Origin of the sequence: Thioclava sp. GXIMD4215 (assembly GCF_045291555.1) — a bacterium.
Lineage (GTDB): Bacteria > Pseudomonadota > Alphaproteobacteria > Rhodobacterales > Rhodobacteraceae > Thioclava > Thioclava litoralis.
Window position 1 is genome coordinate 1,866,872 of record NZ_CP149515.1, and the last position, 20,321, is coordinate 1,887,192.

A 20,321-nucleotide genomic window follows, 5' to 3' on the forward strand; every position below is an offset into this window, starting at 1 on the left:
AGGATCGTCGGCTGGAAGATTTGGGCAATGGTGATTTTCACTGTGCGTCCTCCTGCGCGAAGGCCGCGTCATTTTCGGCAGCGACATCCGTCATGGGGACCAGTGTCGGCGGGGCAACGGCAAACAGGCTGCCCGCACCGGTCGACGACGTTGCGGTGCCCTTCTGGAAGAACGGGTAGGTATTGACCCGCGGCTCGGGCGGGGTCTCGGCCACAAGCGCATCGGCACGCAGCACGCGCCCATCAGGAAGCTGGGCAAGCTCCGGCAGCTCGGGGATCTCCGGCAGGCCGTCCGAAGGGGCAGGATCGTTCCAGACCGCCATCACATCCGCACGCAAGGCAGAAAGCGGCGCCTCATCCGCCAACACCACGGACGCAAGCCCGAGGACACCGATTAAAAAGACAGCCAGTAGCCGCCGGTAATTGATCATGGGATTCGCCCCGCAAACGCAATTCTTGCTTTGTGGGACGCTAGGGCGAAATCGTTAGCAATTCGTAACTAGCGACTTTGATTAAAGTTTTATCGAGCCCTAGTTCCGAAGCTGTGCCATGAAATCCGCATGCAATTCCGGCGGCGCCACAACCAGCCCGTCTTCCTGACATTCCGGACGGTTAAAGCCGAAAGGTTCGCCAAGGCGGTTGGTCACCCGCACCCCCGCGCGCTCCGCGATCAGACTGGCGGCCGCCACATCCCATTCCCAGGACTTGCGCATGGAGATCGTTGCGTCAAAACGCCCCTCGGCCACCAGACATAGCCGCCACGCCATAGAGGGACGGAAGGCGCGCTCGTAGCCCGGAAAGCCGTTCAGCCAGATCCCCGGATCATCGCTCAGCTTCGAGGTCAGCACCGTAGCGCCGCGTATCTGCGTGGTCTTGCTGGGCTGGATCGGTGCGCCATTCAGCAGCGCAGGCCCGTCCAGCGTGGCGGTATAGGTCAGGTCCAGCGCGGGCATGTGCACGACACCGGCAATCACGCGCCCGTTTTCGGCCACCGCGACAGACTGCCCGAACCCCGGATCCTCGCCCAGAAACGCGCGGGTTCCATCAATCGGGTCGATGATGAAGACACGTTCGTTTTCAAGGCGTTCAGCCCCATCCACACTTTCTTCCGAAAGCCAGCCATAGGCAGGGCGCGCCCCGCGCAGATGGCTTTCCAGAAAGTCGTTCACCGCCAGATCGGCCTCGGAGACGGGGCCCTGATCGGCGGGCTTGTTCCACGCCTCGGGGGATTGTTTCCAATATTGCAGTGACAGCTCGCCCGCCTCGCGCGCGACCTTCTCAAGAAGCTGCAGATCGTCGATGTAATCATTCACCGGCAAGTGTTAACCCCTCAACCAGAAGCGACGGAACAACATGGCTGAGATGCGCACGCGCATCATTGGCCGCGATCATGCTGCGCAGCATATCACGCAGGTTGCCCGCAATCGTGCACTCATTAACAGCATAGGCAATCTGCCCGTTCTCGATCCAGAACCCGTTGACCCCACGCGAATAATCGCCGGTGTTAGGGTTGATCGTGGCACCGATGAACGAGGTCACCAGAAGGCCTGTGCCCATCTGCGCCATCAGCGCCTCGCGGCTGAGATCCCCTTGGGTCAAGGCGATATTCCCCGCCGCAGGGGCCGGCGCGGAAGACAGACCGCGCGAGGCATTGCCGGTACTTTCAAGCCCGAGCTTGCGCGCGGTTGCCAGATCCAGCGTCCAGCTTTTCAGAACCCCGTTTTCCACGATCACCCTCCGACGGGTCGGCAGACCCTCGGCATCGAACGGGCGGGAGCGCGAAATCCGCACGCGATGCGGGTCTTCGATGATCGACATCGTCTCCGGCAGAACCTGCTCGCCCATTGCATCGCGCAGCCACGAGGACCCGCGCGAGATCGAGCTGCCATTCACCGCCGACAACAGATGCGAGATCAGGCTCGAGGACACGCGCTCGTCGATCAGAACCGGATAGGCACCGGTTTTCGGGCGGCGCGGGTTCTGCCGTGCAACGGTCCGCTCTGCCGCCAGACGCCCCACCTCTTCGGGGCTGGGCAGATCGGCCTGAAAGATACGGCTTTCTCCGGCATAATCGCGTTCCATCGTCAGGCCCTCGCCCGAGATCGCAACACCGGACAGCCCCCGCGATGAACGCGCATACCCGCCGCTAAATCCGTTGCTGGCGGCCATTTCAACACGTTGGCGCGTGAAGGACGCAGACGCGGCCGACACTTGGGTGATCCCCTCCACCGCCAGAGCCGCGGCCTCAAGACGCAGGGCGTCCTCTTCCAGAGCCTGCGCGGTGGGATCCTCCGAGGGGTCCTCCAGCTCGAGCGCCGCAATATCCCAATCACGGGCAAGCTGCGACGGATCGGCAAGGCCCGCATAGGGGTCTTCAGGCGCAATCCGCGCCATCGTCACCGCACGCTCGGCCATGTCACTGATCGTGCGGTCGGAAATATCCGATGCCGACACGCAGGCCTGACGCCCGCCAATCAGCACCCGCAAACCGATCTCGACCCCTTCGGCGCGTTCGGCCTGTTCCAGAGCCCCCTGCCGCACGTCAATCGACACCGCCGTACCATCGACGGCCATCGCATCCGCGCTCTGCGCCCCTGCCTTCTTGGCAGCGTCCAGCAGTCGGGCGGTCAGATCACTGAGATCAGACATGGGGGTCTCCTTGGTCTAGATGGCAAGACGCCCGGCACGGACCGGGCGACTCACACGATTTCTCATGCTCTTACTGGATACGCTGGCCATTTGCCAGAATTTGCCCGTCTTCGGTAAATTCCAGATCGGTTTCCATCGCATCGTCACCGGTTGGTTTTGCATATAGCCCGAGGATCATCTGGGCAAACATCGCCTGATCCTGCGGCAAAAGCCCCATATCGGTCAGTTTCGACATCAGCCCCTTGGCCCCGCTCAGCGCCAGATGCACTTTGCCCACCGGCCACGGAATCCCCGCCGCACTGTCAAACGTTACCGCGCCTTTCCCTTGCAGATCCACCCCGACCGCATTCAGATGCAGGGTATCGAGGTTCATATCCCGCAACTCGCCCGGCGCGCCGGGAAGCGTTGCGAAATCTTCCGAGAAGATGTCCTGATTGACCAGGGCATGGCCCGACAGCTTGAGGTCGAGATGGGCGGGATCGTGCGGCAGCTTGCCTTGCGGGTCGAGCATGGCCCAGACCTGATCGCTCAGCGTCAGACCGGAAAGGCCCAGATCCAGCCCGAAGGGTTTGGGATCCTTGCCCGCCGCGATCGGGAAATCCGCACCGCTTTGCGCATGATCAAGCGCGAAAGAAGCCTCGATCGGCATATTCGGTGCCTTGACGTTCATTTTGATGGCATTGCCGTTGGCATGGTAGAAAACCATGCCGTCTTTCATGTCGATTTTCTGATCGCCATGCTCCGCCTTGAACTGGATGCTGGCGTCGCCATCTTCCGATTGCGCGTCGAAATTCAGCGACATCGGGCCGACCTTGCTGAACAGGCGGCTTTCCACGCCCGGGGTGCTATAGGCGGCCATCTTGCCGTCAAGCGTGACGCCCTCCGGCAGGGTCGTGGACATGTCGGTAGAAATATCGCTGAGCGCCCCAGCCACGACAAAGCTGCCGCCAGCCGGATCGCTGCCCTTCCCGTTCAGAGTGCCCTGATCGATGTGATAGGTGCCGCTTTGCTTGGTGCCCGCGCGCAGGTCGTTATTGAAATCGCCCTTCATACCGGTCAGGCCAAGGGTCACAACGGTCGGGAAATCGGCCTCGTCCTGATGCACGGTCTGCTTGAGATCCATCTGCAGATCATCAATCCGCAGATCGTAATGCACATTCTGCGGCACGCCCGAGGCCACCACATCGGCCCCCTTCACGCGGAAATCGGAGGCCGCCGTCACAACCGGCTTCCCCTCGAGCACCGTCTTGCTATCGCCCTTGATATCCTTGCCGATATCCACACGCACACGCCCGTCGCCCATCTCGATAAAGTCGAGCTTTGAGACCGTGAAACTGTTGGCGGATGTCACCTTGTCGCTGCCCGGTGCCTCGCGCGTCAGCGTCACGCCCTGAACGGTCAGGCCCTTGCCATTCGGCGTGACGGATTGAGCCGAAACCTCGAACCCCATCCCGCGATACAGATCCTGCACATTGGTCCAGACATCCTGCGCCGTGACATCTGCAAACCCTGCCGTCCCGATCATTGCCAGACAGGTCGCCGTGACGGCCACCCCAGTAATACGAGCCATACAAAAGCCCCCTTTAACGAAATTTGGCACACAATCCTTTTTGCCGCCCGCCGCGTCAACCCCGCGCCGCGCCCCCGAAGATCATCTTTCCATGCTTTTGACGAAAACCCTGTGCAAAAAACAAAGCCCCGGCGCGGGCCGGGGCTTTATCAGAACGGATGACCGTCAAATCAGTAGCGGTAATGTTCCGGCTTATAGGGGCCTTCGACCGTGACGCCGATATATTCGGCCTGATCGGGGCGCAGTTCGGTCAGTTTCACACCGATACGGTCCAGATGCAGGCGGGCCACTTTCTCGTCCAGTGCCTTGGGCAGGATGTAGACGCCCGGCTGGTAATCTTCGCCCTTGGTCCAGAGTTCGATCTGCGCCAGCACCTGATTGGTGAAGGAGGCCGACATCACGAAGGACGGGTGACCGGTGGCATTGCCGAGGTTCAGCAGACGACCTTCGGATAGCAGAATGATGCGCGCGCCCGAGGGCATCTCGATCATATCCACCTGATCCTTGATGTTGGTCCACTTGTGGTTCTTCAGCGCCGCGACCTGAATCTCATTATCGAAGTGACCGATATTGCCAAGAATCGCCATATCCTTCATCTCGCGCATATGCTCGATACGGACGATGTCCTTATTGCCGGTGGTGGTGATGACGATATCCACATCCGAGATGACATCTTCCAGACGCACGACTTCAAAGCCATCCATGGCCGCCTGAAGCGCGCAGATCGGGTCGACTTCGGTGACCTTCACACGGGCACCTGCGCCGCGAAGCGAGGCCGCCGAGCCTTTACCCACATCGCCATAACCGCAGACAACCGCAACCTTACCGGCCATCATCACGTCGGTCGCGCGGCGGATACCGTCGACCAGCGATTCCTTACAGCCGTATTTGTTGTCGAATTTCGACTTGGTGACGGAGTCGTTGACGTTGATCGCGGGGAACGGCAGCTGGCCCTTCTTATGCAGATCATAGAGGCGGTGCACGCCGGTGGTGGTCTCTTCCGAAACGCCCTTGATCGCGTCGCGGGTCTTGGTGAACCAACCGGGGCTTTGCTCCATGCGCTTCTTGATCTGCGCTTTGATCACGGCCTCTTCTTCGGATTGCGGCACGGGGATGATATCCTCGCCCGCTTCGGCACGTGCGCCCAGCAGAACGTAAAGGGTGGCATCGCCGCCATCGTCGAGGATCATATTCGCGCCCTCGGGGAACTGGAACGAACGGTCGAGATAATCCCAATGCTCTTCCAGCGACTGGCCCTTCACGGCAAAGACCGGAACACCTGCTTCGGCAATCGCCGCGGCAGCGTGATCTTGGGTCGAGAAAATGTTGCACGACGCCCAACGCACATCCGCCCCAAGCGCCACCAGCGTCTCGATGAGAATAGCGGTCTGGATCGTCATATGCAGCGAACCAACGATGCGCGCACCGGCCAGAGGCTTGGATGCGCCGAACTCGGTGCGGCAGGCCATCAGCCCCGGCATCTCGGTTTCGGCGATGTCCAGTTCCTTGCGACCGTAAGCCGCAAGCGCGATGTCTTTGATTACGTAATCAGCCATGCTCGGCTCCCAGTTACCCTTGCTGGGGGATTACCTAGCATCCCCCTGCGTTCTGGGCAATTCTGACGAGCCATTTAACGTAGTGTCTTATCCCTTAACGGGAAGGATTTCTGCGTTTTCCAGCATAGCGACAGGGCTATCACCACGCTCCCAGCCCATACCGGAGGACAGAACACAGGCAACGCCATCCGCACGGTTATAGACCGCCGTCCACGTGCCCATGATATCCGAGGCCCAGAACTCGATCGAACGGTGGTCCCCGATCTCGCGCTGCATCCGTTTCTTCTCGGCGAAATCATGGTCAAGCGTCCGGGTCAGGGCCGCCGGTTTGTCACAATAAGGGACATTGGTGGCCTGATCATCGCCGATCTGCTGGATTTCATCAAACATCGACAGATCGCCGTTGCCATAGATCGGCCCCATCGGCTCGTCCATCGGGCGCCCCATATCTCCGTCATAAGAAACCGTTTGCGGAGCGGCGACAGGGTCCGCCTGCGCCGCCGCAAGGCCGATTTCAGGAACATCCATCTCGAACCCGTCAAAGTTATCCACCTTTGACATGGCAACTGTAACCGGCAGCGCAACCGCAAGGGCCGTAACAGCAGTGATCGTCGCAACTTTCTTTGGGCCGAGGCGCATGATGTTCCTCCTTATGTCCTGTTCGATCCCTCAACGCGCCCCGACCGCCCTTTGTTCCCGTTTCACCGATTTCGCGCTTATCTGACGGGGCTGCAGGTATAACAGCGCCCTGCCAAGGACCGTAAACGGTATTGGATCAAGCCTTTTCATAGGCCGCCTAAATCTGATAAATCCGCGTCGATCTTGTGGTGCAAAGCCGGGTCGTAGCACTCGCCCCAGAATTGCGCCTGACAGATTTCGAATCGGTTAAGAGACGCTTGCGTCACCTTTCATGCGGGAGAAATTATGACCATCAAGGTAAATGCCAGCCGCCCCGCTGCCCATCGAAAGGCGATTATTTTCTGCTGCGACACGGGCTACCTTCCCTATGCAAGCCTCGCCGCAGAGCAGATCCTGCAATCGACACCGCGCCATGATTTCGACATCTGCATCGCCTTCAACGAACGCCCTGTGCGCCTTCCCGAAAGCCTGTCACATCTGAACATCCGCCTTCTGAAGGTGGATATAGGCACGATGTTCGAAGGGCTGCGACTGGATGCAGGCAAAAGCCATGACGTGTATCTCCGGCTCGCCCTGCCGCAAGCACTCCGCGAAGAGTACGACCGCATTCTCTACATGGATGCCGATATCTACGTGCAAAGCGGGGATTTCTCGGCCCTGATGGACTGCGATCTGGGCCCCCGCCCGCTCGCCGCCGTGCGGGACAACATCCAGTGGCGCACCCCCACGCGGCGGGCGATGCAGTTCAAACGGCTCGGGCTGCCAAGTGCCCCCTATTTCAATGCAGGCATTCTGCTGATGGATGTCCATAACTATATGGCCAGCAACCTGCTGGAAAAATGCGTGGACCTCGGGCGCAAAGAAGCGTCGCGCATGATCCGCCATGACCAGAATCTGTATAATTCGGTGCTGCAAGGAAACTGGGCCGAGCTAAGCCCGTTCTGGAATTGGCAATATAGCTGGGCCGCGCGGTTCTTTTGCGACGTACAGGGCCCGCATGTGATCCATTTCATCGGCAATTCGAAACCTTGGAAAGACACGGACGGACAATTCCCTCCCCGCTTCCGTCTGCATTACAGCCGTTTCATCCGCGCGCATTTCCCCGACCATCCGGACTGCCATATCCCGCACTCCCAACTGCCCCCCGATGGTATCAGGATGCGGAAGATGCTGATCAAGCACCTCCTCTCGTCAAAGGCCATCGGGCGCTATCTGGGCCGCTTCCCGACCGATCTGACGGTGATCAAATGAAACGCGCATGGCAACGCATGCTGTCTGGCCGCAGGCTGGATCTGCTGGACCCGACGCCTATGGATATCGAAATCGAGGATATCGCCCACGGGCTATCTTTCGTGGCGCGCTGGAACGGGCAGACCATCGGCGACTGGGCCTATTCCGTCGCCGAGCATTCCATTCTGGTCGAGGAAATCTTCGGCCTTCTCTATCCCAAAGCGACAGCCAGATCGCGCCTGGCAGCGCTGCTGCATGATGCCCCCGAATATGTGCTGGGCGACATGATTTCCCCCGTCAAGGCGGCCATCGGGCAGGATTATGGCGTTCTGGATGCGCGCCTGACGGCCGCGATCCATCTACGCTTCGGATTACCGGCACAGATCAGCCAACAGCTCAAACGCCAGATCAAGCGCGCCGATATCGTCTCGGCGCGCCTTGAGGCCGAACGGATCGCAGGTTTCTCCGCCACAGAGGCCGACAAGATCTTCGGCAGGGTCGATGCCGATCTCGCGGCGCGGCTGGAAATCCAGCTACGCCCCCCGCGCGAGACACGCACAGCCTTTGTCGCGCGCCACGCCAGATTGCTGGAGGCGCTCTGATCAGACCTTACGAATGGTGTCGCCCATCTGCAGCACCGGCTCCAACACCAGCTTCTCGCCCCCGATCATCCCGCTATGCGGCACACCGGCGATAATCTCTGCCGCCTTGAGCCCGATCTCGCGGCGGCAGGAATCCATCGTGGCCAAGCGCCGCGAGAATCCGTCCAGCAACCGCAATCCGTTAAACCCCGCCATCCCGATCTGGTTGGGCACATCATAGCCATTATCCAGACACCACAGCATCCCCCCTGCCCCGATCATATCGTTCGAGTAATAGAGAAAATCGAGATCGGGAGAACGGGTCAGGATCGTCTGGGTCATCTCGCGTCCCTTCGCCAGCGCCGATCCACCGCCATAGAATTCCTCATCGGCAATCGACAATCCCGCTGCGGCAAGCCCTTCCTTGAACCCTTCGAAACGCTTCCGTGCGCGATGGTCTTCCGGCATTTTGGACCCCAAGAAGCCGATCCGCTTATATCCCGCCGTCACGATGGCTTCGGCCATCTGCAAGCCCGCACGACGATGCGAGATCCCCACGACCGAATCCACGCCCTCGCCATCGGCATCCATGATCTCGACCACAGGAATACCCGCATTGATCAGCATGGCACGGGCGGCCTCGCTATGTTCAAGCCCCGCGATGATCACCCCCGAGGGACGCCAGGACAGCATCTCGTACAGAACGCTCTCCTCCTTTTCAGGCGAATAATCGGTCACACCGACCACGGGCTGCAAGCCACTGCCCTCCAGCCCGTCGGAAATTCCGGCCAGCACCTCCGGAAAAACGAGGTTGCCAAGCGACGGGATAATCACCCCCACCAGATTGACGCGCTGCGAGGCCAGAGCCCCCGCAATCTTGTTGGGCACATAACCAAGCTGCTTTGCGGCTTCCAGAACCCTGCTGCGCGTGGTGGCCGACACATCTCCACGGTTGCGCAACACACGGCTCACCGTCATCTCGGAGACACCGGAGGCCTCGGACACATCACGCAGGGTCAACGGGCGGCGTGTATCATTGGGCGGTTTGGTCACGATGATGTCCTCGACTGCTGTTTATTCTTGTTAGCGTCAATTATTTGTCTTGCGCAAGTGCAACCGCTGCGCTATGTTAGCGATAACAGAAGGGGCGAGAATCCGAAAAACCCCGACTGACATAGGCAAGACCGCGTGTAGACTCCGATCGCGGGATCGCTAAGGCAAAGGGGAAGCGGTGGGCCAATTCGCTTCCCCTTTTCATTTTGCGACCATCATTTGTGATGCGAAAAGCAAATAGGCTTGAAACCGATAGCATTTGTGGGCATCAAGACCCTGCCTCAAGACCAAGTCAGTCTTGCGGGGCCCCGTGGCTCAACTGGATAGAGCAGCCCCCTCCTAAGGGGCAGGTTACAGGTTCAAATCCTGTCGGGGTCACCAATTTTCGCAGCAATTTCAGAAGCTTGCGCAACGCACCCTGCAGATACCTGCAATATCATACGCCGGATTACGCGCGACTACGGGACTGATCCCCGAACATCCGGTACAAAACCTGTACAGCACCCTTGGCCTTCAGGTCCAGTGCAGACAAACGAAAACCCCGGCTCGGCGGCAACCGGAACCGGGGTCAAACGTCAGAAGAAAGCACTCAACTTTCCTGCACAGGGTATCGCAACCCCTGCCCGGCGATCAATCGCAAAAGTTATTCCGTATATTTTTTGCGGGGTGCGGGCATGACACACCACCTCACGCATACCGGTTTGCCGCCCGGTCTGGACCGTTGGGCGCTGCTGCGATTCCTCAGAACCGCGCGCCGCAAGCTCGGTCTGAGCAAAGGGGCTATCGGCTATCTGGCCCTTGCCATCGAGCGCACGATGGATGGCGATTTCGTCACAGGGCGCATCTGCGCCTTCTGGATGTCCGTCACCGAGATCGCGACATCGCTAGATATGGAGCGCCGTCAGATCGCCCGCATCGAGGCCGAGCTGATGGCCCGAGGGCTGATCCACAAATCCAGCACCACGCGTGGAAGACGTTGCGGCACAAGGCTGCGCGGGCTCATCCAGCATGAGTTCGGGATCAATCTCGCTCCGCTCATAGAGCGCGCGCGGGAAATCAAGGCCACGGCCCTTGCCGTCGAGGACGAACAAAAGGCGGCGAAAGCCCTTCGCCCGCATATCAACAAGCTGTTCCAGCGCATCCGCGATCTGGGTGATGAAAAGGCGATGATTGCGGCAGACACCATCCTGCCCAGCCACCGCCCCTCGCTGATCCATGATCTGGCGCGTCTGCAGGATGTGGCGGCGGCGCTTGAGGCGGTTCTGAACGACTATGATAGCGCGGGCGGTCATGCGGAAATGTCCCACCAGTGGGACATTTTGACCCCACCCAATACTCATAAGAAAACAATCCATAAAACCTGTAGTGCCAAGAAGCCGGAAGCAGCTCGGCCGCTCCGCACCACGGCACGGCAGATCTGGCTTCTGGCGTCGGAACCCTTCCGTGAATATCTGGCCTTTTACGCCTCGGGCATGGAAACGGGCGGGCTCCCCGATGAAAGGGCCTTGGCGCTGGCCGCGCAGGATTATGCACAGAATCTCCAGCTTTCCATGAAGGAATGGCATCGGGCATGTGAGACCCTTGGCGCGTCACGGGCGGCGCTTTGCCTCCTTATCGCGGATCGAAATGCCCAGAGGAACGATCAGTTCAGGGTCAGGGATGCCGCGCGGGCCTTTGTCGGCATGGCCCGCAAGGAGGCGCGTGAGGGCGCTGTACTGCAGGCCCTGCTTGCGGAACTGACCGATTTCAGCGCGAGGCATCCGAATGTCTGAGAACAGAGGCAAATCGATCTTTGCGCATAAGGCGACCTTCTCTGCCAAGGGCAATGGCAAGAACATCTCGGCCCGCGCTGTTGCCGAAGAGGCCGAGCGCCTTCAGGGCGCCTGCCCGCATGTGCCAAACCCCTTGCCCCCGATCATCATCGAGGGGATGCGCCCGACCGCCGCGATGGATCTGCTGGAAGAGCGTATCACTCAGCAGAACAAACGCCTGCGCGCTCTGCGCAAGGCGCATCCCGAACTTAAGGGCGAATATCGCGGCATCCGCAATGACACCCATATCCTCGTCGCCAGCGTCTTCAGCTTCCCCGATCCCGTGTCTGACATGATCGAAGAGGAATACCGGCGCTGGCGCGAAGACGTCATCGCCTTCGCCAAGGCGGATGCGGCCAGCAATGGCACCGAGGTACTCAGTATTGTCGAGCATCGGGACGAAGCGCATCCCCACATCCACATTCTGGCCATCCCCATCTGCACGAATGACAATATGCGGATGAACGCGAAGCTGTGCCACGAAGGGCATCGCGACCAGCAGACGCATATCGATGCAAAATGGTCTGGCTCCCCTTCCCGCAGCTACAAGCTGGCCATGAAAGGCTGGCAGGACCGCTATCACGAGGCGGTTGGCAGCAGGCACAATCAGGCCCGTACAGGCCCGCGCCGTCGTCGCCTCGACCGCAAGTCGTGGAAGGCCGAACAGGAGCGGCTTGGCGCGCAGAAACGCACCGTTCTGGCCCTGCAGCGGGAAGACGCGGCCACCCGAGCCGCAGATACCGCAGAGAGCCGCCAAAGGGCTGCGCTTGAAGTGTCGGTCGCGCAGATGATCGAAGAGGCGGAGCTGGCACATATCATCGCAGAAGAAGGGCTGATCGCCGCCCTTGAGCACCGGCAAGCCGCCCCCGAGCTTATCAACCGCCTGAGTGCCCGTCGTGACGGCATGTCACGAACCTACCGACCGGAGGAACGCGCCGAGATGCGGACGGACCTCTGGCCCGCCATCGCGGACGGCATCAATCGCCTACAGCAGCCACCCAACGCGGCCACGCCGGTTTCAGGATTCGAGCAGCTTTTTCGGCAGCTGGACAACTGGCTGGGAGATCTCGCGCGCATTCGTCCCCGCTGGTTGACATGGGAGGATCTGGGACAGGAAATCGGCCAAGAGGCGCGTAAAGCCTTCGATCTCCCCTTCACCCCGATGAGTCTGGCAAATACCGTCGAACAGTCGCCCGCATGGAAGCAGCTAAGGGCCGTCCGAAGCGGCCTACTTCGTCTCTCGTATTTTCCTATACTTCTCAGCTTGAGCCTTGATATCTATCACGGCTCCTTTTTCGGTATTTAGGACGCCGTACGTCGACAAGACTAAACGCCTAAATTCCGCACCAGGGTCTCCGGCATTCTCGACCCGCCGCTCCCTATCAAGCTTCAACACGTGAGCAATTGATCGCTTTGCGTCAGCTGACACTTCGTCACAACTTCCTAGAGCCTCGTAGAAGACGATCACTCGCCTTGAACTGACTGTAGCGTCTCGCTTCTGGAATGAATCTTTACGTTCAAGGGTAGCTTTAATCTCGCGAGCCGCAGGACCGTAACTATCATTGACCCAAGTGAGCCCTTCGACTTCCCCTCTTTGGTTGATCCTCAAATGCCAGTCGATCAGGTAGGTCAGTAAATTCATCTTACCTAAGGTGAGGTCCTTCGCATACTCGCTAGGGAACAAGGCAATAGTGGTGTGTAGGACTTGAAGCAATCTGTCCATTATACGTCTGCCTCCCTAGCCAGAGCCGGATCAGTGAGATACCGTTGGGTAGTGCCAATCAAGCGCTGGAGATTGACCCGTTCGTCGTCGAGAACACGGGAGAAATTGTCAAAGTTGATTATGCCGTGCTTCTCTGCTTCAATAACAATGATCGCGATCGGATTATTATCGCCATCTTCAATCCTATAGGCTCCTAAGGAGACGGTGTTCATCCTGAGATTGTTGAACGTACCGAGTGGAATCTGGTAGTTTTGAAGAGCCCTCTTTCCCCTCACTTCTTTTGTCAAAGACATTTCACTCCACACCTCTTTCCCGTTGCTCCACGCCTTTCCTATGCAGCCCTCGGAGAACGGCAGTTGCGTGCGCCCCTGCAAGCGATGGATAGCGTTGTAGCTAAATCTACCTACCGGCGTAAAATGCTCTTTGTCAGACGAAGGGATATAGGCCGAAATCCGCACATCAGGCGTAGAATCCAAGTTCATCCTTCTCAAGATCGTCTCCAAGACAGACGTATAGACAGAACGTAGGTTCGGAGTAAGGCTCGCGAGTGTCTCGGTTAACTTCGCGTTCTGCTCTGTGAGAACATCAATTTCTGCCTGCAACTTCTTTGCACCATCGCTACGAAGACGTACAGAAACTCGGCATACCACTAGCACGCATAGAACAATGGAAATCAAACCAAGGCTGTATAGACTGTCAGAAATCGCTTTCGCCATGTCTTCTCGAAAGCCAGCTGTTTGGAGAAAATTGGTTATTCTAGGAGCCTGTATCGCCGACAACGCCACGAAATAAGCAGCCGCAAGCACTTCAATGCCAACAAGCCATTTATAAAAACGCTGCGAAAACTTCGTCAGGGCGACACGCGCATCGCCAAGAAATTTCATCAATTCAAATAAACCTTTTTGAAGGTAGCGTCGAAGAAAATCCCTAGCGAAACAAAGTTCTACAGATCACAACACTAAGAATATCGCCATTAATTGCAACGAAAATTCTAGCCTCTCTAGTCGACATTCGTTGTCACTCGTTGGCCGCCCCTTCATAGAACGCGCTGTTGCGCTTCACAGCCTCTTCAATCTCTTCCCAGCCCAGCTGGAAAGATGGATCACCCCGATATACCCGCTGTAGGTCACGCTCGCGTAGAACCGCCTTTACGACGTCGCGCAGTTCAGTCCCCGTCAGGCCCTCTTTCAGGCCGAACTTCGCCCCATCGACCCGCTGGTATGTCTTGTTGATATGCATGGCCATATCCAGCACGTCATCCACAACAACGTCATAATTCACCTTGGATGGCGAACCCATCAGAACAAGCCCAGGATCCACGTCCAGGAACTCGACAAGGCGCTGAAGTACAGTTGCGGGCACATGGAGCGTCTCTTGTATCTCGTAGGCTTTATATGACCGCAGGCTGATCCCAACAATCTTCGCCATTTGCTGCTGGTTCAGGCCTTTCGCGCGACGTGCTTTCTTCAATAGATCGCCCAATTGTCCCGGCTTCTCGCGCCATTCATCCTCAAACGCACCTTCCGCGTTTATTGGGGGCTCCCAATCCTCCTCCTCGTCATCACCGAAAGGGAGGTCTGGTGGGTTTTTGGGCTTCATTTACGCCATCTCCCTGCAGCTTCTTGCAAAAAGTGCAGGATCCTGCACTAAAAATACCAATAAATAACAATGCGTTGACGAAAAGTTCTTTTGACCATCATCTGTGAAGCATCCCGCCTTTCAAGAGGAAAATGATATGTCGAAAATCTTTGATCTCGGTCGCACCCCTGAAGAATGGTCCGCAAAGCTCCGCCCCCGCGGCGTCGAGCTCTCGCCCCGCACCCTGCGTTCGAAGGCGCGCGAGCATGGGCAGTATTTCTCTATCGGGCGCGCGATCTTCATCACCCCCGACCAGATGGACGAGATCCTGCTGCGCGAAGCCAGACATGCACAGGACCGCTCCCGACACATCACTCACTGACGCTAAAGGCAGGAGGCCACGCTGTGCAGAATGAATATCAGATCGAAACGGGATCAAAAATACTGGACACTGCACTGACCCCGTCCGAGTGGGTCGACCGTCTCAACACCCGTGGGCTTCGCATTTCCGAGCGTACCCTACGCGAAAAAGCCAATCGCTTCGGGACATGCTTCCGGTTTGGTAACACGCTTCTGATTACCCCAGCCCAGATAGACCAGCTCCTACAGGAGGATCAAAAATGCCGCTCACCCCGTACAAAAGAGGCAACGTCTATTGGGCGCGTGGCTGGATCGAGCTCGAAGGCCGCCCCATCGCTGGGCCATACCGCCAGACTACGTACTCACTTACAGAAGCTGGCGCGCGCGACTGGATAAACATCGAGACCGAAAAGCAGAAGCGCCGCCACATAGTAGGCGACGAGTACTGCATGGATTTTGCGGAAGCGCTAAGCCACTACCCAATTCCGGCCAAAGACGCGCGTCGTTACCTGCTCCTGCTGGATGAGCTCGGCCCCTACCCGCTGAACAAGATCACCGGTGCGCTGCTGAAAGATCTCGCCCGCCGCCTGAAGCCGAATGTCTGCGCCGATACGTGGTGGCGCGAGATCATCACCCCCGCGCGCGCCGTCATCAACTACGCGCATGAGCAACACGGCACCCCGATGATTAAGGTATCGGGCTTCGACAGTCAGGAACGCATGGCGCAAGACCGCAAACGAGGCAGACCCAGCCGCATCACCCGCACACCCTCTACCCGTGCTTGGGTCGAAGCTTTCTGCGCCCATGCCGATCCCTATAACGCGGCATTGCTGAGATTTATGTTCGAGACGGCTGCCCGCATCGATCAGGCCACATCGATCCGCCCCAGAGACCTTCACCCTTCGCAACCCAAGGTGCGACTGAAGGCCCAGAAGGGCCATATCGAATGTTGGGTGACAGTGTCAGACGAGATGATGGCAGAGATGCGCGCATTGCGCCCCAAATGCCCGCGCAATCGCAAGCTGGGTACGCTGCAGGAAGCGCGCGTCTTCGGGTACGGCTCTCCGACCGGTTACGCCAAGCGTTGGCAGACCATCTGCAAGAAAGCGGATATCCAATATCTCTCGGCACACGCAGCCGGACGTCACGGTTTCTATACCCATCTTGTCGTTCACGAAGGGGTCGACCCCGCCACGGCAGCAGCAGCAGGTCGATGGGCCGATGTCAGCCTTCCGATGAGGATTTACGCCCATGCCAAAACTGATGAAGAACAGCAAATTCGGGCGCGTTTTCGTACAAAACCAGTACAGACACCCGATTCAGTTCATGCTAACATTCTGGGATAAAATGGAGAAACGGGAAATGACAGACACCCTCCTAAGGGGCAGGTTACAGGTTCAAATCCTGTCGGGGTCACCAATTTTCACAGCAATTGCTCTCGTTCCTTAGATAGATCGGCCCCGCATCCAGCCCATCTGGCCGGAATGGTGTCACGCTCGCCGCCGAGAACACCGCGAAGATGGTATTACGATGCAGTCCCGTCTCCTCAGCAATCATCGTCGGCGTCACGAATCGCTGCCGGAAAGCTGCGATCTCCGTGTCCGACATCATCCACTGGAACCGCGCGGTTTTTACGCTTTTGACCTGAGTGGCTGGGATATGGCCCGCTTCGATCAGCGTGGTGAAAGCCGCATAGTCCCTCAGCCCGATCGAACGGGCAAAAGCTGCGGCGGCCATCTGCTGCTCTTGCAGCACTTCCAGAGCGGCGAGCTCGACGACGATCCCGTGATAGCCAAAGACCTCTGGCAGCTTCTTGGGCTGGAGCCGTCCCTCGCGGATCGCTTCTACGATCCGGGCAACTGGCAGACCCACCTGTTTGCTTGCAAGGTGGATGGTTTCCCAGCCAGATGCGCCAGCAGGCAGCGGCGTCGCCGGATGTTCCAGATCTTGCAGCAGCGCCAAGCCATCAGGAAGGTGCCAAGGGTTCTTGACCGTCTCGAGCTTCGATCTCGGCACCAACACGCCCTCTGCCACCAAGGCCCTGAATTCCGTCAAGTTGCCCCTATGCCGTCGCGCATGGCCTTCGGCCCGACACGGATCGCGATCTCGTCCAGCAGGTCTGCGTGGATCCGCGCATCGAAGAGTTTGCGTGATGGCAGGCGTTGGTCGCCTTCCGCGAAAACGCCGGCTTCGGTCAACAGCGCGTCCAGAAGTCCAGGAACGATCTTCGTCTCCTGCGAAGCACTCAAAAGCGAATGCACCAGTCGCTCCTCAAGCGGCTGGCCGAGCAAGGGCTCACCTGCGGCGAGCGGCCAGATCCGGATGACATGCGCGCGCAAAAGCGCACGAAACGCGTCAAAATCCGGATCGTCGCGATAGATATATTCGAGCTTGTCGAACAGGGCGCCAAAGGCGCGGCGGCTTCCTGGAGTTGATGACGCAGTACCGGCGCGAAAACCCCGAGTTGACGACGCTCTATAGAGATCGGATCGCAAAAGTTCGCCTCAAGAGACAGGATCAGCTCAAGAAAATCGGGGTCGAGCGGCGACTGCCAAGAAGCTATGTCACCCAAACCGAAGCCTGTAGGAAGGCCAAGAGCCTGTTCGCCTCTTCCCAGAACCGCGTCAACGCATCGCTCGATTTGCAGGGCGGCCATTATAAGTTCCCGCGTGCGGCAACGCTCCGCAATTCTTTCGACGACTGCCTGCATGACTACTTTGTCAAGGCCTCCATCGGCGGGCACTTCGAAGTGCGCGGCTTGTTGGTCACAGGGGAATCCCGCGTTGGTAAAACCTCCGAGACCGTCCGGCTTGTCGAGGAATTCAACGCCAGCAAGACGCCGATGCCCAACGGTAAGCCGGGCAGGATTGTCTATTGCAAGCTGGATGGGTCGATCAGCTGGAAGGATCTTGGGCACAAGACCCTCGAGGCAATGGGCTATAGCGCGAACCCTCGGCGCACGCAGGGCGAGCTCTGGAAAATGGTCCACGAACAGAGCCGCGAGCTCGGGGTCATCGGCCTCTATTACGACGAATGCCAGCATGCATTCACATCTGGTCCGAAGTCGAATGAAAAACTGCTCGATCGTTTCAAAGCGCTGATGAAAGAACCCGAATGGCAGCTCATGCTCATCCTGTCCGGTGTCCCGGTACTGGCCAGCCATGTGAACGCCGAAGAGCAGATCGCCCATCTCCTCTCCCACATCCATTTTGACAAAATCATCCTTGGCCGATTTGCCGATCCGACGAGAGATCCCGACATGATCGAGCTGAACAAGCTCGTCTACACCTATGCGGATCGCGCCGATATCGATGTCGACGATCTTGTCGATTTCGACTTTCTGCAACGCCTCGATTTTGCCTGCGCATCCCGCTGGGGCCTTGTCATCGAGTTGCTGATCCGCGCCTTCGGCTTGTGCAGACTGCAGGGCCAGAAGACCGCCACCGTCGAAATGTTCTCCGAGGCCTACGCCCAGAACTCTCGCCTGCCTCAGGGCCTGTGCCCCTTCACCGCACCCGACTACCAGAACATGATCGACGGCGGCAAACTCATGGAGATGGTGCTAGACGAATAGCGGCTGGCCAATACTGGTATCGACGTTTCGGGGCTCGCAGTGCGGGCCCTTTTTTTGGCCCCCGCCGTGCATGCTTATGTGTCACTCGTGCATGCTTATGCCTTAGGGCGGAAAAGACCAGCCATCAAGAAACTGAAATCGCTGTGTTATTTTTACGATTCACAATGACCGAATCACTTGGGTGTGCAAGCTTATGGTGCATTGGCAAGCTGCCAATGCACCATAAGCTTGCACGAAATGGCGTTTTTCCATGCACCCCCCTGTCAAGGACTATTTTCAGGGCTTTGTTCTTAGCGTTTGGCCAGATAATCCGCGATGGCAGGCATGCTCTCGTTCCTTAGATAGATCGGCCCCGCATCCAGCCCATCTGGCCGGAATGGTGTCACGCTCGCCGCCGAGAACACCGCGAAGATGGTGTTGCGATGCAGCCCCATCTCCTCAGCAATCATTGTCGGCGTCACGAATCGCTGCCGGAAAGCTGCGATCTCCGCGTCCGACATCATCCACTGCAAGCGCGCGGTTTTTACGCTTTTGACCTGAGTGGCTGGGATATGGCCCGCTTCGATCTGCGTGGTGAAAGCCGCATAGTCCCTCAGCCCGATCAAACGGGCAAAAGCTGCGGCTGCCATCTGCTGCTCTTGCAGCCCTTCCAGAGCGGCGAGCTCGACGACGATCCCATGATAGCCAAAGACCTCTGGCCGCTTCTTGGGCTGGAGCCGTCCCTCGCGGATCGCTTCTACGATCCGGGCAACTGGCAGACCCACCTGCTTGCTTGCAAGATGGATGGTTTACATCCGGATTTCCATCGTCAGCGGTGCTCAGGATGGTGAAGGCGTCCTCGATCGCAATCGGGCCAGCCGAAGCGTATCGGAAGCCGAGCGCCTTGGCGGACCAGTCATCCTCAGCCAGACCTTGGGCGCACTGGAGCTCTGCCCCTAGCAATCCGCAAAATGTCATCGCGGCAAAGAGCGACTGCTCCGCCAGCCATGTCTGATCCCCGCGGCCCGACAGGCGGTCATCAAGCCAGCGATCATAGGGGGTCGGCTCGATCAGCGGCTGATCCAGCCGGCCGTCGCGCAGATCCGGCCAGATCGCGGTCAGCCGCGCGCCGATATCTTCCCGCATAAGCGGCGTGGTCTCCTGTCAGAGCGGCACCAGCATGTGGTTATGCTCCACGCAAACATTGACACCGCGACACAGCCAGCTGCCTTGCATGACCATCTTGCGCAAAGGCGGTCGCTCATCCTTGCTGTCCCCGCGAAGACAGATCGGGCAACCACGGATGATCGGGTTGCGCAAAGCCCGCGACACCATCACCTCGCCCCGATAGCGCATGCGGACATCCCCCATTCGCTCTCCTGTCCAGGACAGAAGCTCCGCAAGCTGGTCATCGGTCAGACCGGCTCAGGCGGCGAACGTGGCGATCGCCTCCGGGTCGTGATCCACGATCCGCTTGAAATTGATCCCGATATCCATCGCGAACCCGAAGGCTTCGGTGCCTTGTAACGCAGCCATACGGCAGAAAAAGGAGGGCAGTGTCTCGCGCTCATCAGGCACGACGGTAAGGGAGAGTTTCTTGAGCAAGGGCATGTTCTAATCGAGAAAATGACTGCTTTTGCATACCTCGGGATTTCAGCTGTCCCAGGTCATAATCGCACACCTGATCTAGGAAGTGTCGTCAAATTCATTCAAATCGTGCTGCACGGAAAGAAGGGCGGATATCGTTAAAAAACTCCAATGCAGCACATTTCCTTTACTATATACTGATCTTCAGGCATGCCATGTAGCACATTTAGTATGTAATTTCGGCGCCGCCTGACTTTTTCAACAATATGGGCGGTTTGCCGACTGTGAGGTCGTGGCATCGCCGCCGCAGCAACCGGCGAATAGCCGCCGTTCACCGGCCTAGATGTCATTCCGCCCCCAGCCGGAATCGACACCTATCTTTCCATTTGTGTCGGGGGCGAGCGATACTTCGGCGACGCAGCATTTAGATGT

The 20,321-nt window shown here is 58.4% G+C and carries 21 protein-coding genes and 1 tRNA gene; 8 read left to right on the plus strand and 14 right to left on the minus strand.

The features are described 5' to 3' along the window. Positions 1-37: 37 nt before the first annotated feature. The 6 genes from WDB86_RS09220 to WDB86_RS09245 all read right to left on the minus strand — a co-directional run bounded on the left by WDB86_RS09220 (position 38) and on the right by WDB86_RS09245 (position 6,413). Positions 38-430 carry a hypothetical protein gene (locus tag WDB86_RS09220; RefSeq protein WP_406735745.1) on the minus strand — a complete coding sequence of 131 codons (393 nt, stop codon included), beginning with the start codon at positions 428-430 and terminating at the stop codon, positions 38-40. A gap of 99 nt (positions 431-529) precedes the next feature. Continuing rightward, entirely contained in the window at positions 530-1,312 is a 783-nt protein-coding gene (locus WDB86_RS09225; protein WP_406721627.1) for a 3'(2'),5'-bisphosphate nucleotidase CysQ, read from the minus strand. Beyond that, a complete protein-coding gene (locus WDB86_RS09230; RefSeq protein ID WP_339108744.1) occupies positions 1,305-2,648 on the minus strand; it encodes a TldD/PmbA family protein in 1,344 nt (447 codons plus the stop codon). Before WDB86_RS09230 ends, WDB86_RS09225 begins: the two co-directional genes overlap by 8 nt. 70 nt (positions 2,649-2,718) lie before the next feature. Continuing rightward, positions 2,719-4,218: a DUF2125 domain-containing protein gene (locus WDB86_RS09235; protein ID WP_406735746.1), complete on the minus strand. Its 1,500-nt coding sequence runs from the start codon at positions 4,216-4,218 to the stop codon at positions 2,719-2,721. 170 nt (positions 4,219-4,388) lie between these two features. Further along, positions 4,389-5,774 (minus strand): adenosylhomocysteinase, encoded by a 1,386-nt coding sequence (ahcY, locus tag WDB86_RS09240; RefSeq protein ID WP_406735747.1) that lies wholly within the window; start codon positions 5,772-5,774, stop codon positions 4,389-4,391. A gap of 87 nt (positions 5,775-5,861) precedes the next feature. Continuing rightward, positions 5,862-6,413: a hypothetical protein gene (locus WDB86_RS09245; protein WP_339108741.1), complete on the minus strand. Its 552-nt coding sequence runs from the start codon at positions 6,411-6,413 to the stop codon at positions 5,862-5,864. 285 nt (positions 6,414-6,698) lie between these two features. Between WDB86_RS09245 and WDB86_RS09250 the strand changes: the two genes are divergently transcribed. Further along, a complete protein-coding gene (locus WDB86_RS09250; protein ID WP_406735748.1) occupies positions 6,699-7,664 on the plus strand; it encodes a glycosyltransferase family 8 protein in 966 nt (321 codons plus the stop codon). After that, a complete protein-coding gene (locus tag WDB86_RS09255; protein ID WP_339108739.1) occupies positions 7,661-8,245 on the plus strand; it encodes a hypothetical protein in 585 nt (194 codons plus the stop codon). Before WDB86_RS09250 ends, WDB86_RS09255 begins: the two co-directional genes overlap by 4 nt. Here the strand turns inward: WDB86_RS09255 and WDB86_RS09260 are convergent, their stop codons facing one another. After that, positions 8,246-9,277, minus strand: a complete 1,032-nt coding sequence (locus WDB86_RS09260) for a LacI family DNA-binding transcriptional regulator (protein ID WP_339108738.1) — start codon at positions 9,275-9,277, stop codon at positions 8,246-8,248. A gap of 304 nt (positions 9,278-9,581) precedes the next feature. Between WDB86_RS09260 and WDB86_RS09265 the strand changes: the two genes are divergently transcribed. The 3 genes from WDB86_RS09265 to WDB86_RS09275 all read left to right on the plus strand — a co-directional run bounded on the left by WDB86_RS09265 (position 9,582) and on the right by WDB86_RS09275 (position 12,394). Continuing rightward, positions 9,582-9,658: transfer RNA gene (locus tag WDB86_RS09265), tRNA-Arg, on the plus strand. 293 nt (positions 9,659-9,951) lie between these two features. After that, positions 9,952-11,049: a helix-turn-helix domain-containing protein gene (locus WDB86_RS09270; RefSeq protein WP_406735749.1), complete on the plus strand. Its 1,098-nt coding sequence runs from the start codon at positions 9,952-9,954 to the stop codon at positions 11,047-11,049. Beyond that, complete coding sequence (locus WDB86_RS09275) at positions 11,042-12,394, plus strand: plasmid recombination protein (RefSeq protein WP_406735750.1); 1,353 nt, start codon at positions 11,042-11,044, stop codon at positions 12,392-12,394. The genes WDB86_RS09270 and WDB86_RS09275 overlap by 8 nt, the downstream gene beginning before the upstream one ends. Positions 12,395-12,810: 416 nt before the next feature. Here WDB86_RS09275 and WDB86_RS09280 read toward each other — a convergent pair whose 3' ends face one another. Continuing rightward, positions 12,811-13,698: a hypothetical protein gene (locus tag WDB86_RS09280; protein WP_406735751.1), complete on the minus strand. Its 888-nt coding sequence runs from the start codon at positions 13,696-13,698 to the stop codon at positions 12,811-12,813. Between the two features lie 130 nt (positions 13,699-13,828). Continuing rightward, complete coding sequence (locus WDB86_RS09285; protein WP_406735752.1) at positions 13,829-14,410, minus strand: helix-turn-helix domain-containing protein; 582 nt, start codon at positions 14,408-14,410, stop codon at positions 13,829-13,831. Positions 14,411-14,546: 136 nt separating this feature from the next. On the opposite strand from WDB86_RS09285, the gene WDB86_RS09290 reads away from it, so the two are divergent. Together WDB86_RS09290 and WDB86_RS09295 are read left to right on the plus strand one after the other, a co-directional pair. Continuing rightward, the gene (locus WDB86_RS09290) at positions 14,547-14,771 is read left to right on the plus strand and encodes a hypothetical protein (protein WP_406735753.1); all 225 of its coding nucleotides are present in this window, start codon (positions 14,547-14,549) and stop codon (positions 14,769-14,771) included. A 238-nt stretch (positions 14,772-15,009) separates the two neighbouring features. Then, the gene (locus WDB86_RS09295; protein WP_406735754.1) at positions 15,010-16,095 is read left to right on the plus strand and encodes a tyrosine-type recombinase/integrase; all 1,086 of its coding nucleotides are present in this window, start codon (positions 15,010-15,012) and stop codon (positions 16,093-16,095) included. 67 nt (positions 16,096-16,162) lie between these two features. Here WDB86_RS09295 and WDB86_RS09300 read toward each other — a convergent pair whose 3' ends face one another. Together WDB86_RS09300 and WDB86_RS09305 are read right to left on the minus strand one after the other, a co-directional pair. Continuing rightward, positions 16,163-16,804: a hypothetical protein gene (locus tag WDB86_RS09300; protein WP_406735755.1), complete on the minus strand. Its 642-nt coding sequence runs from the start codon at positions 16,802-16,804 to the stop codon at positions 16,163-16,165. Further along, entirely contained in the window at positions 16,801-17,244 is a 444-nt protein-coding gene (locus tag WDB86_RS09305) for a hypothetical protein (protein ID WP_406735756.1), read from the minus strand. The genes WDB86_RS09300 and WDB86_RS09305 overlap by 4 nt, the downstream gene beginning before the upstream one ends. Here WDB86_RS09305 and WDB86_RS09310 point away from each other — a divergent pair. Next, complete coding sequence (locus WDB86_RS09310) at positions 17,214-18,323, plus strand: ATP-binding protein (protein ID WP_406735757.1); 1,110 nt, start codon at positions 17,214-17,216, stop codon at positions 18,321-18,323. The genes WDB86_RS09305 and WDB86_RS09310 overlap by 31 nt on opposite strands. Before the next feature lie 290 nt (positions 18,324-18,613). Here the strand turns inward: WDB86_RS09310 and WDB86_RS09315 are convergent, their stop codons facing one another. The 3 genes from WDB86_RS09315 to WDB86_RS09325 all read right to left on the minus strand — a co-directional run bounded on the left by WDB86_RS09315 (position 18,614) and on the right by WDB86_RS09325 (position 19,907). Then, positions 18,614-19,087 (minus strand): hypothetical protein, encoded by a 474-nt coding sequence (locus WDB86_RS09315; protein WP_406735758.1) that lies wholly within the window; start codon positions 19,085-19,087, stop codon positions 18,614-18,616. A gap of 379 nt (positions 19,088-19,466) precedes the next feature. After that, complete coding sequence (locus WDB86_RS09320; RefSeq protein WP_406737036.1) at positions 19,467-19,721, minus strand: TniQ family protein; 255 nt, start codon at positions 19,719-19,721, stop codon at positions 19,467-19,469. Between the two features lie 6 nt (positions 19,722-19,727). Continuing rightward, positions 19,728-19,907: a hypothetical protein gene (locus tag WDB86_RS09325; RefSeq protein WP_339108732.1), complete on the minus strand. Its 180-nt coding sequence runs from the start codon at positions 19,905-19,907 to the stop codon at positions 19,728-19,730. Between the last annotated feature and the right edge of the window lie 414 nt (positions 19,908-20,321).

What these genes read in the sequence shown, in the direction of transcription:
- WDB86_RS09220 (WP_406735745.1), bottom strand. Translation starts at nt 430, where the DNA reads ATGATCAATTACCGGCGGCTACTGGCTGTCTTTTTAATCGGTGTCCTC.
- WDB86_RS09230 (WP_339108744.1), bottom strand. Translation starts at nt 2,648, where the DNA reads ATGTCTGATCTCAGTGATCTGACCGCCCGACTGCTGGACGCTGCCAAG.
- WDB86_RS09235 (WP_406735746.1), bottom strand. Translation starts at nt 4,218, where the DNA reads ATGGCTCGTATTACTGGGGTGGCCGTCACGGCGACCTGTCTGGCAATG.
- ahcY (WP_406735747.1), bottom strand. Translation starts at nt 5,774, where the DNA reads ATGGCTGATTACGTAATCAAAGACATCGCGCTTGCGGCTTACGGTCGC.
- WDB86_RS09245 (WP_339108741.1), bottom strand. Translation starts at nt 6,413, where the DNA reads ATGCGCCTCGGCCCAAAGAAAGTTGCGACGATCACTGCTGTTACGGCC.
- WDB86_RS09250 (WP_406735748.1), top strand. Translation starts at nt 6,699, where the DNA reads ATGACCATCAAGGTAAATGCCAGCCGCCCCGCTGCCCATCGAAAGGCG.
- WDB86_RS09255 (WP_339108739.1), top strand. Translation starts at nt 7,661, where the DNA reads ATGAAACGCGCATGGCAACGCATGCTGTCTGGCCGCAGGCTGGATCTG.
- WDB86_RS09270 (WP_406735749.1), top strand. Translation starts at nt 9,952, where the DNA reads ATGACACACCACCTCACGCATACCGGTTTGCCGCCCGGTCTGGACCGT.
- WDB86_RS09275 (WP_406735750.1), top strand. Translation starts at nt 11,042, where the DNA reads ATGTCTGAGAACAGAGGCAAATCGATCTTTGCGCATAAGGCGACCTTC.
- WDB86_RS09285 (WP_406735752.1), bottom strand. Translation starts at nt 14,410, where the DNA reads ATGAAGCCCAAAAACCCACCAGACCTCCCTTTCGGTGATGACGAGGAG.
- WDB86_RS09290 (WP_406735753.1), top strand. Translation starts at nt 14,547, where the DNA reads ATGTCGAAAATCTTTGATCTCGGTCGCACCCCTGAAGAATGGTCCGCA.
- WDB86_RS09295 (WP_406735754.1), top strand. Translation starts at nt 15,010, where the DNA reads ATGCCGCTCACCCCGTACAAAAGAGGCAACGTCTATTGGGCGCGTGGC.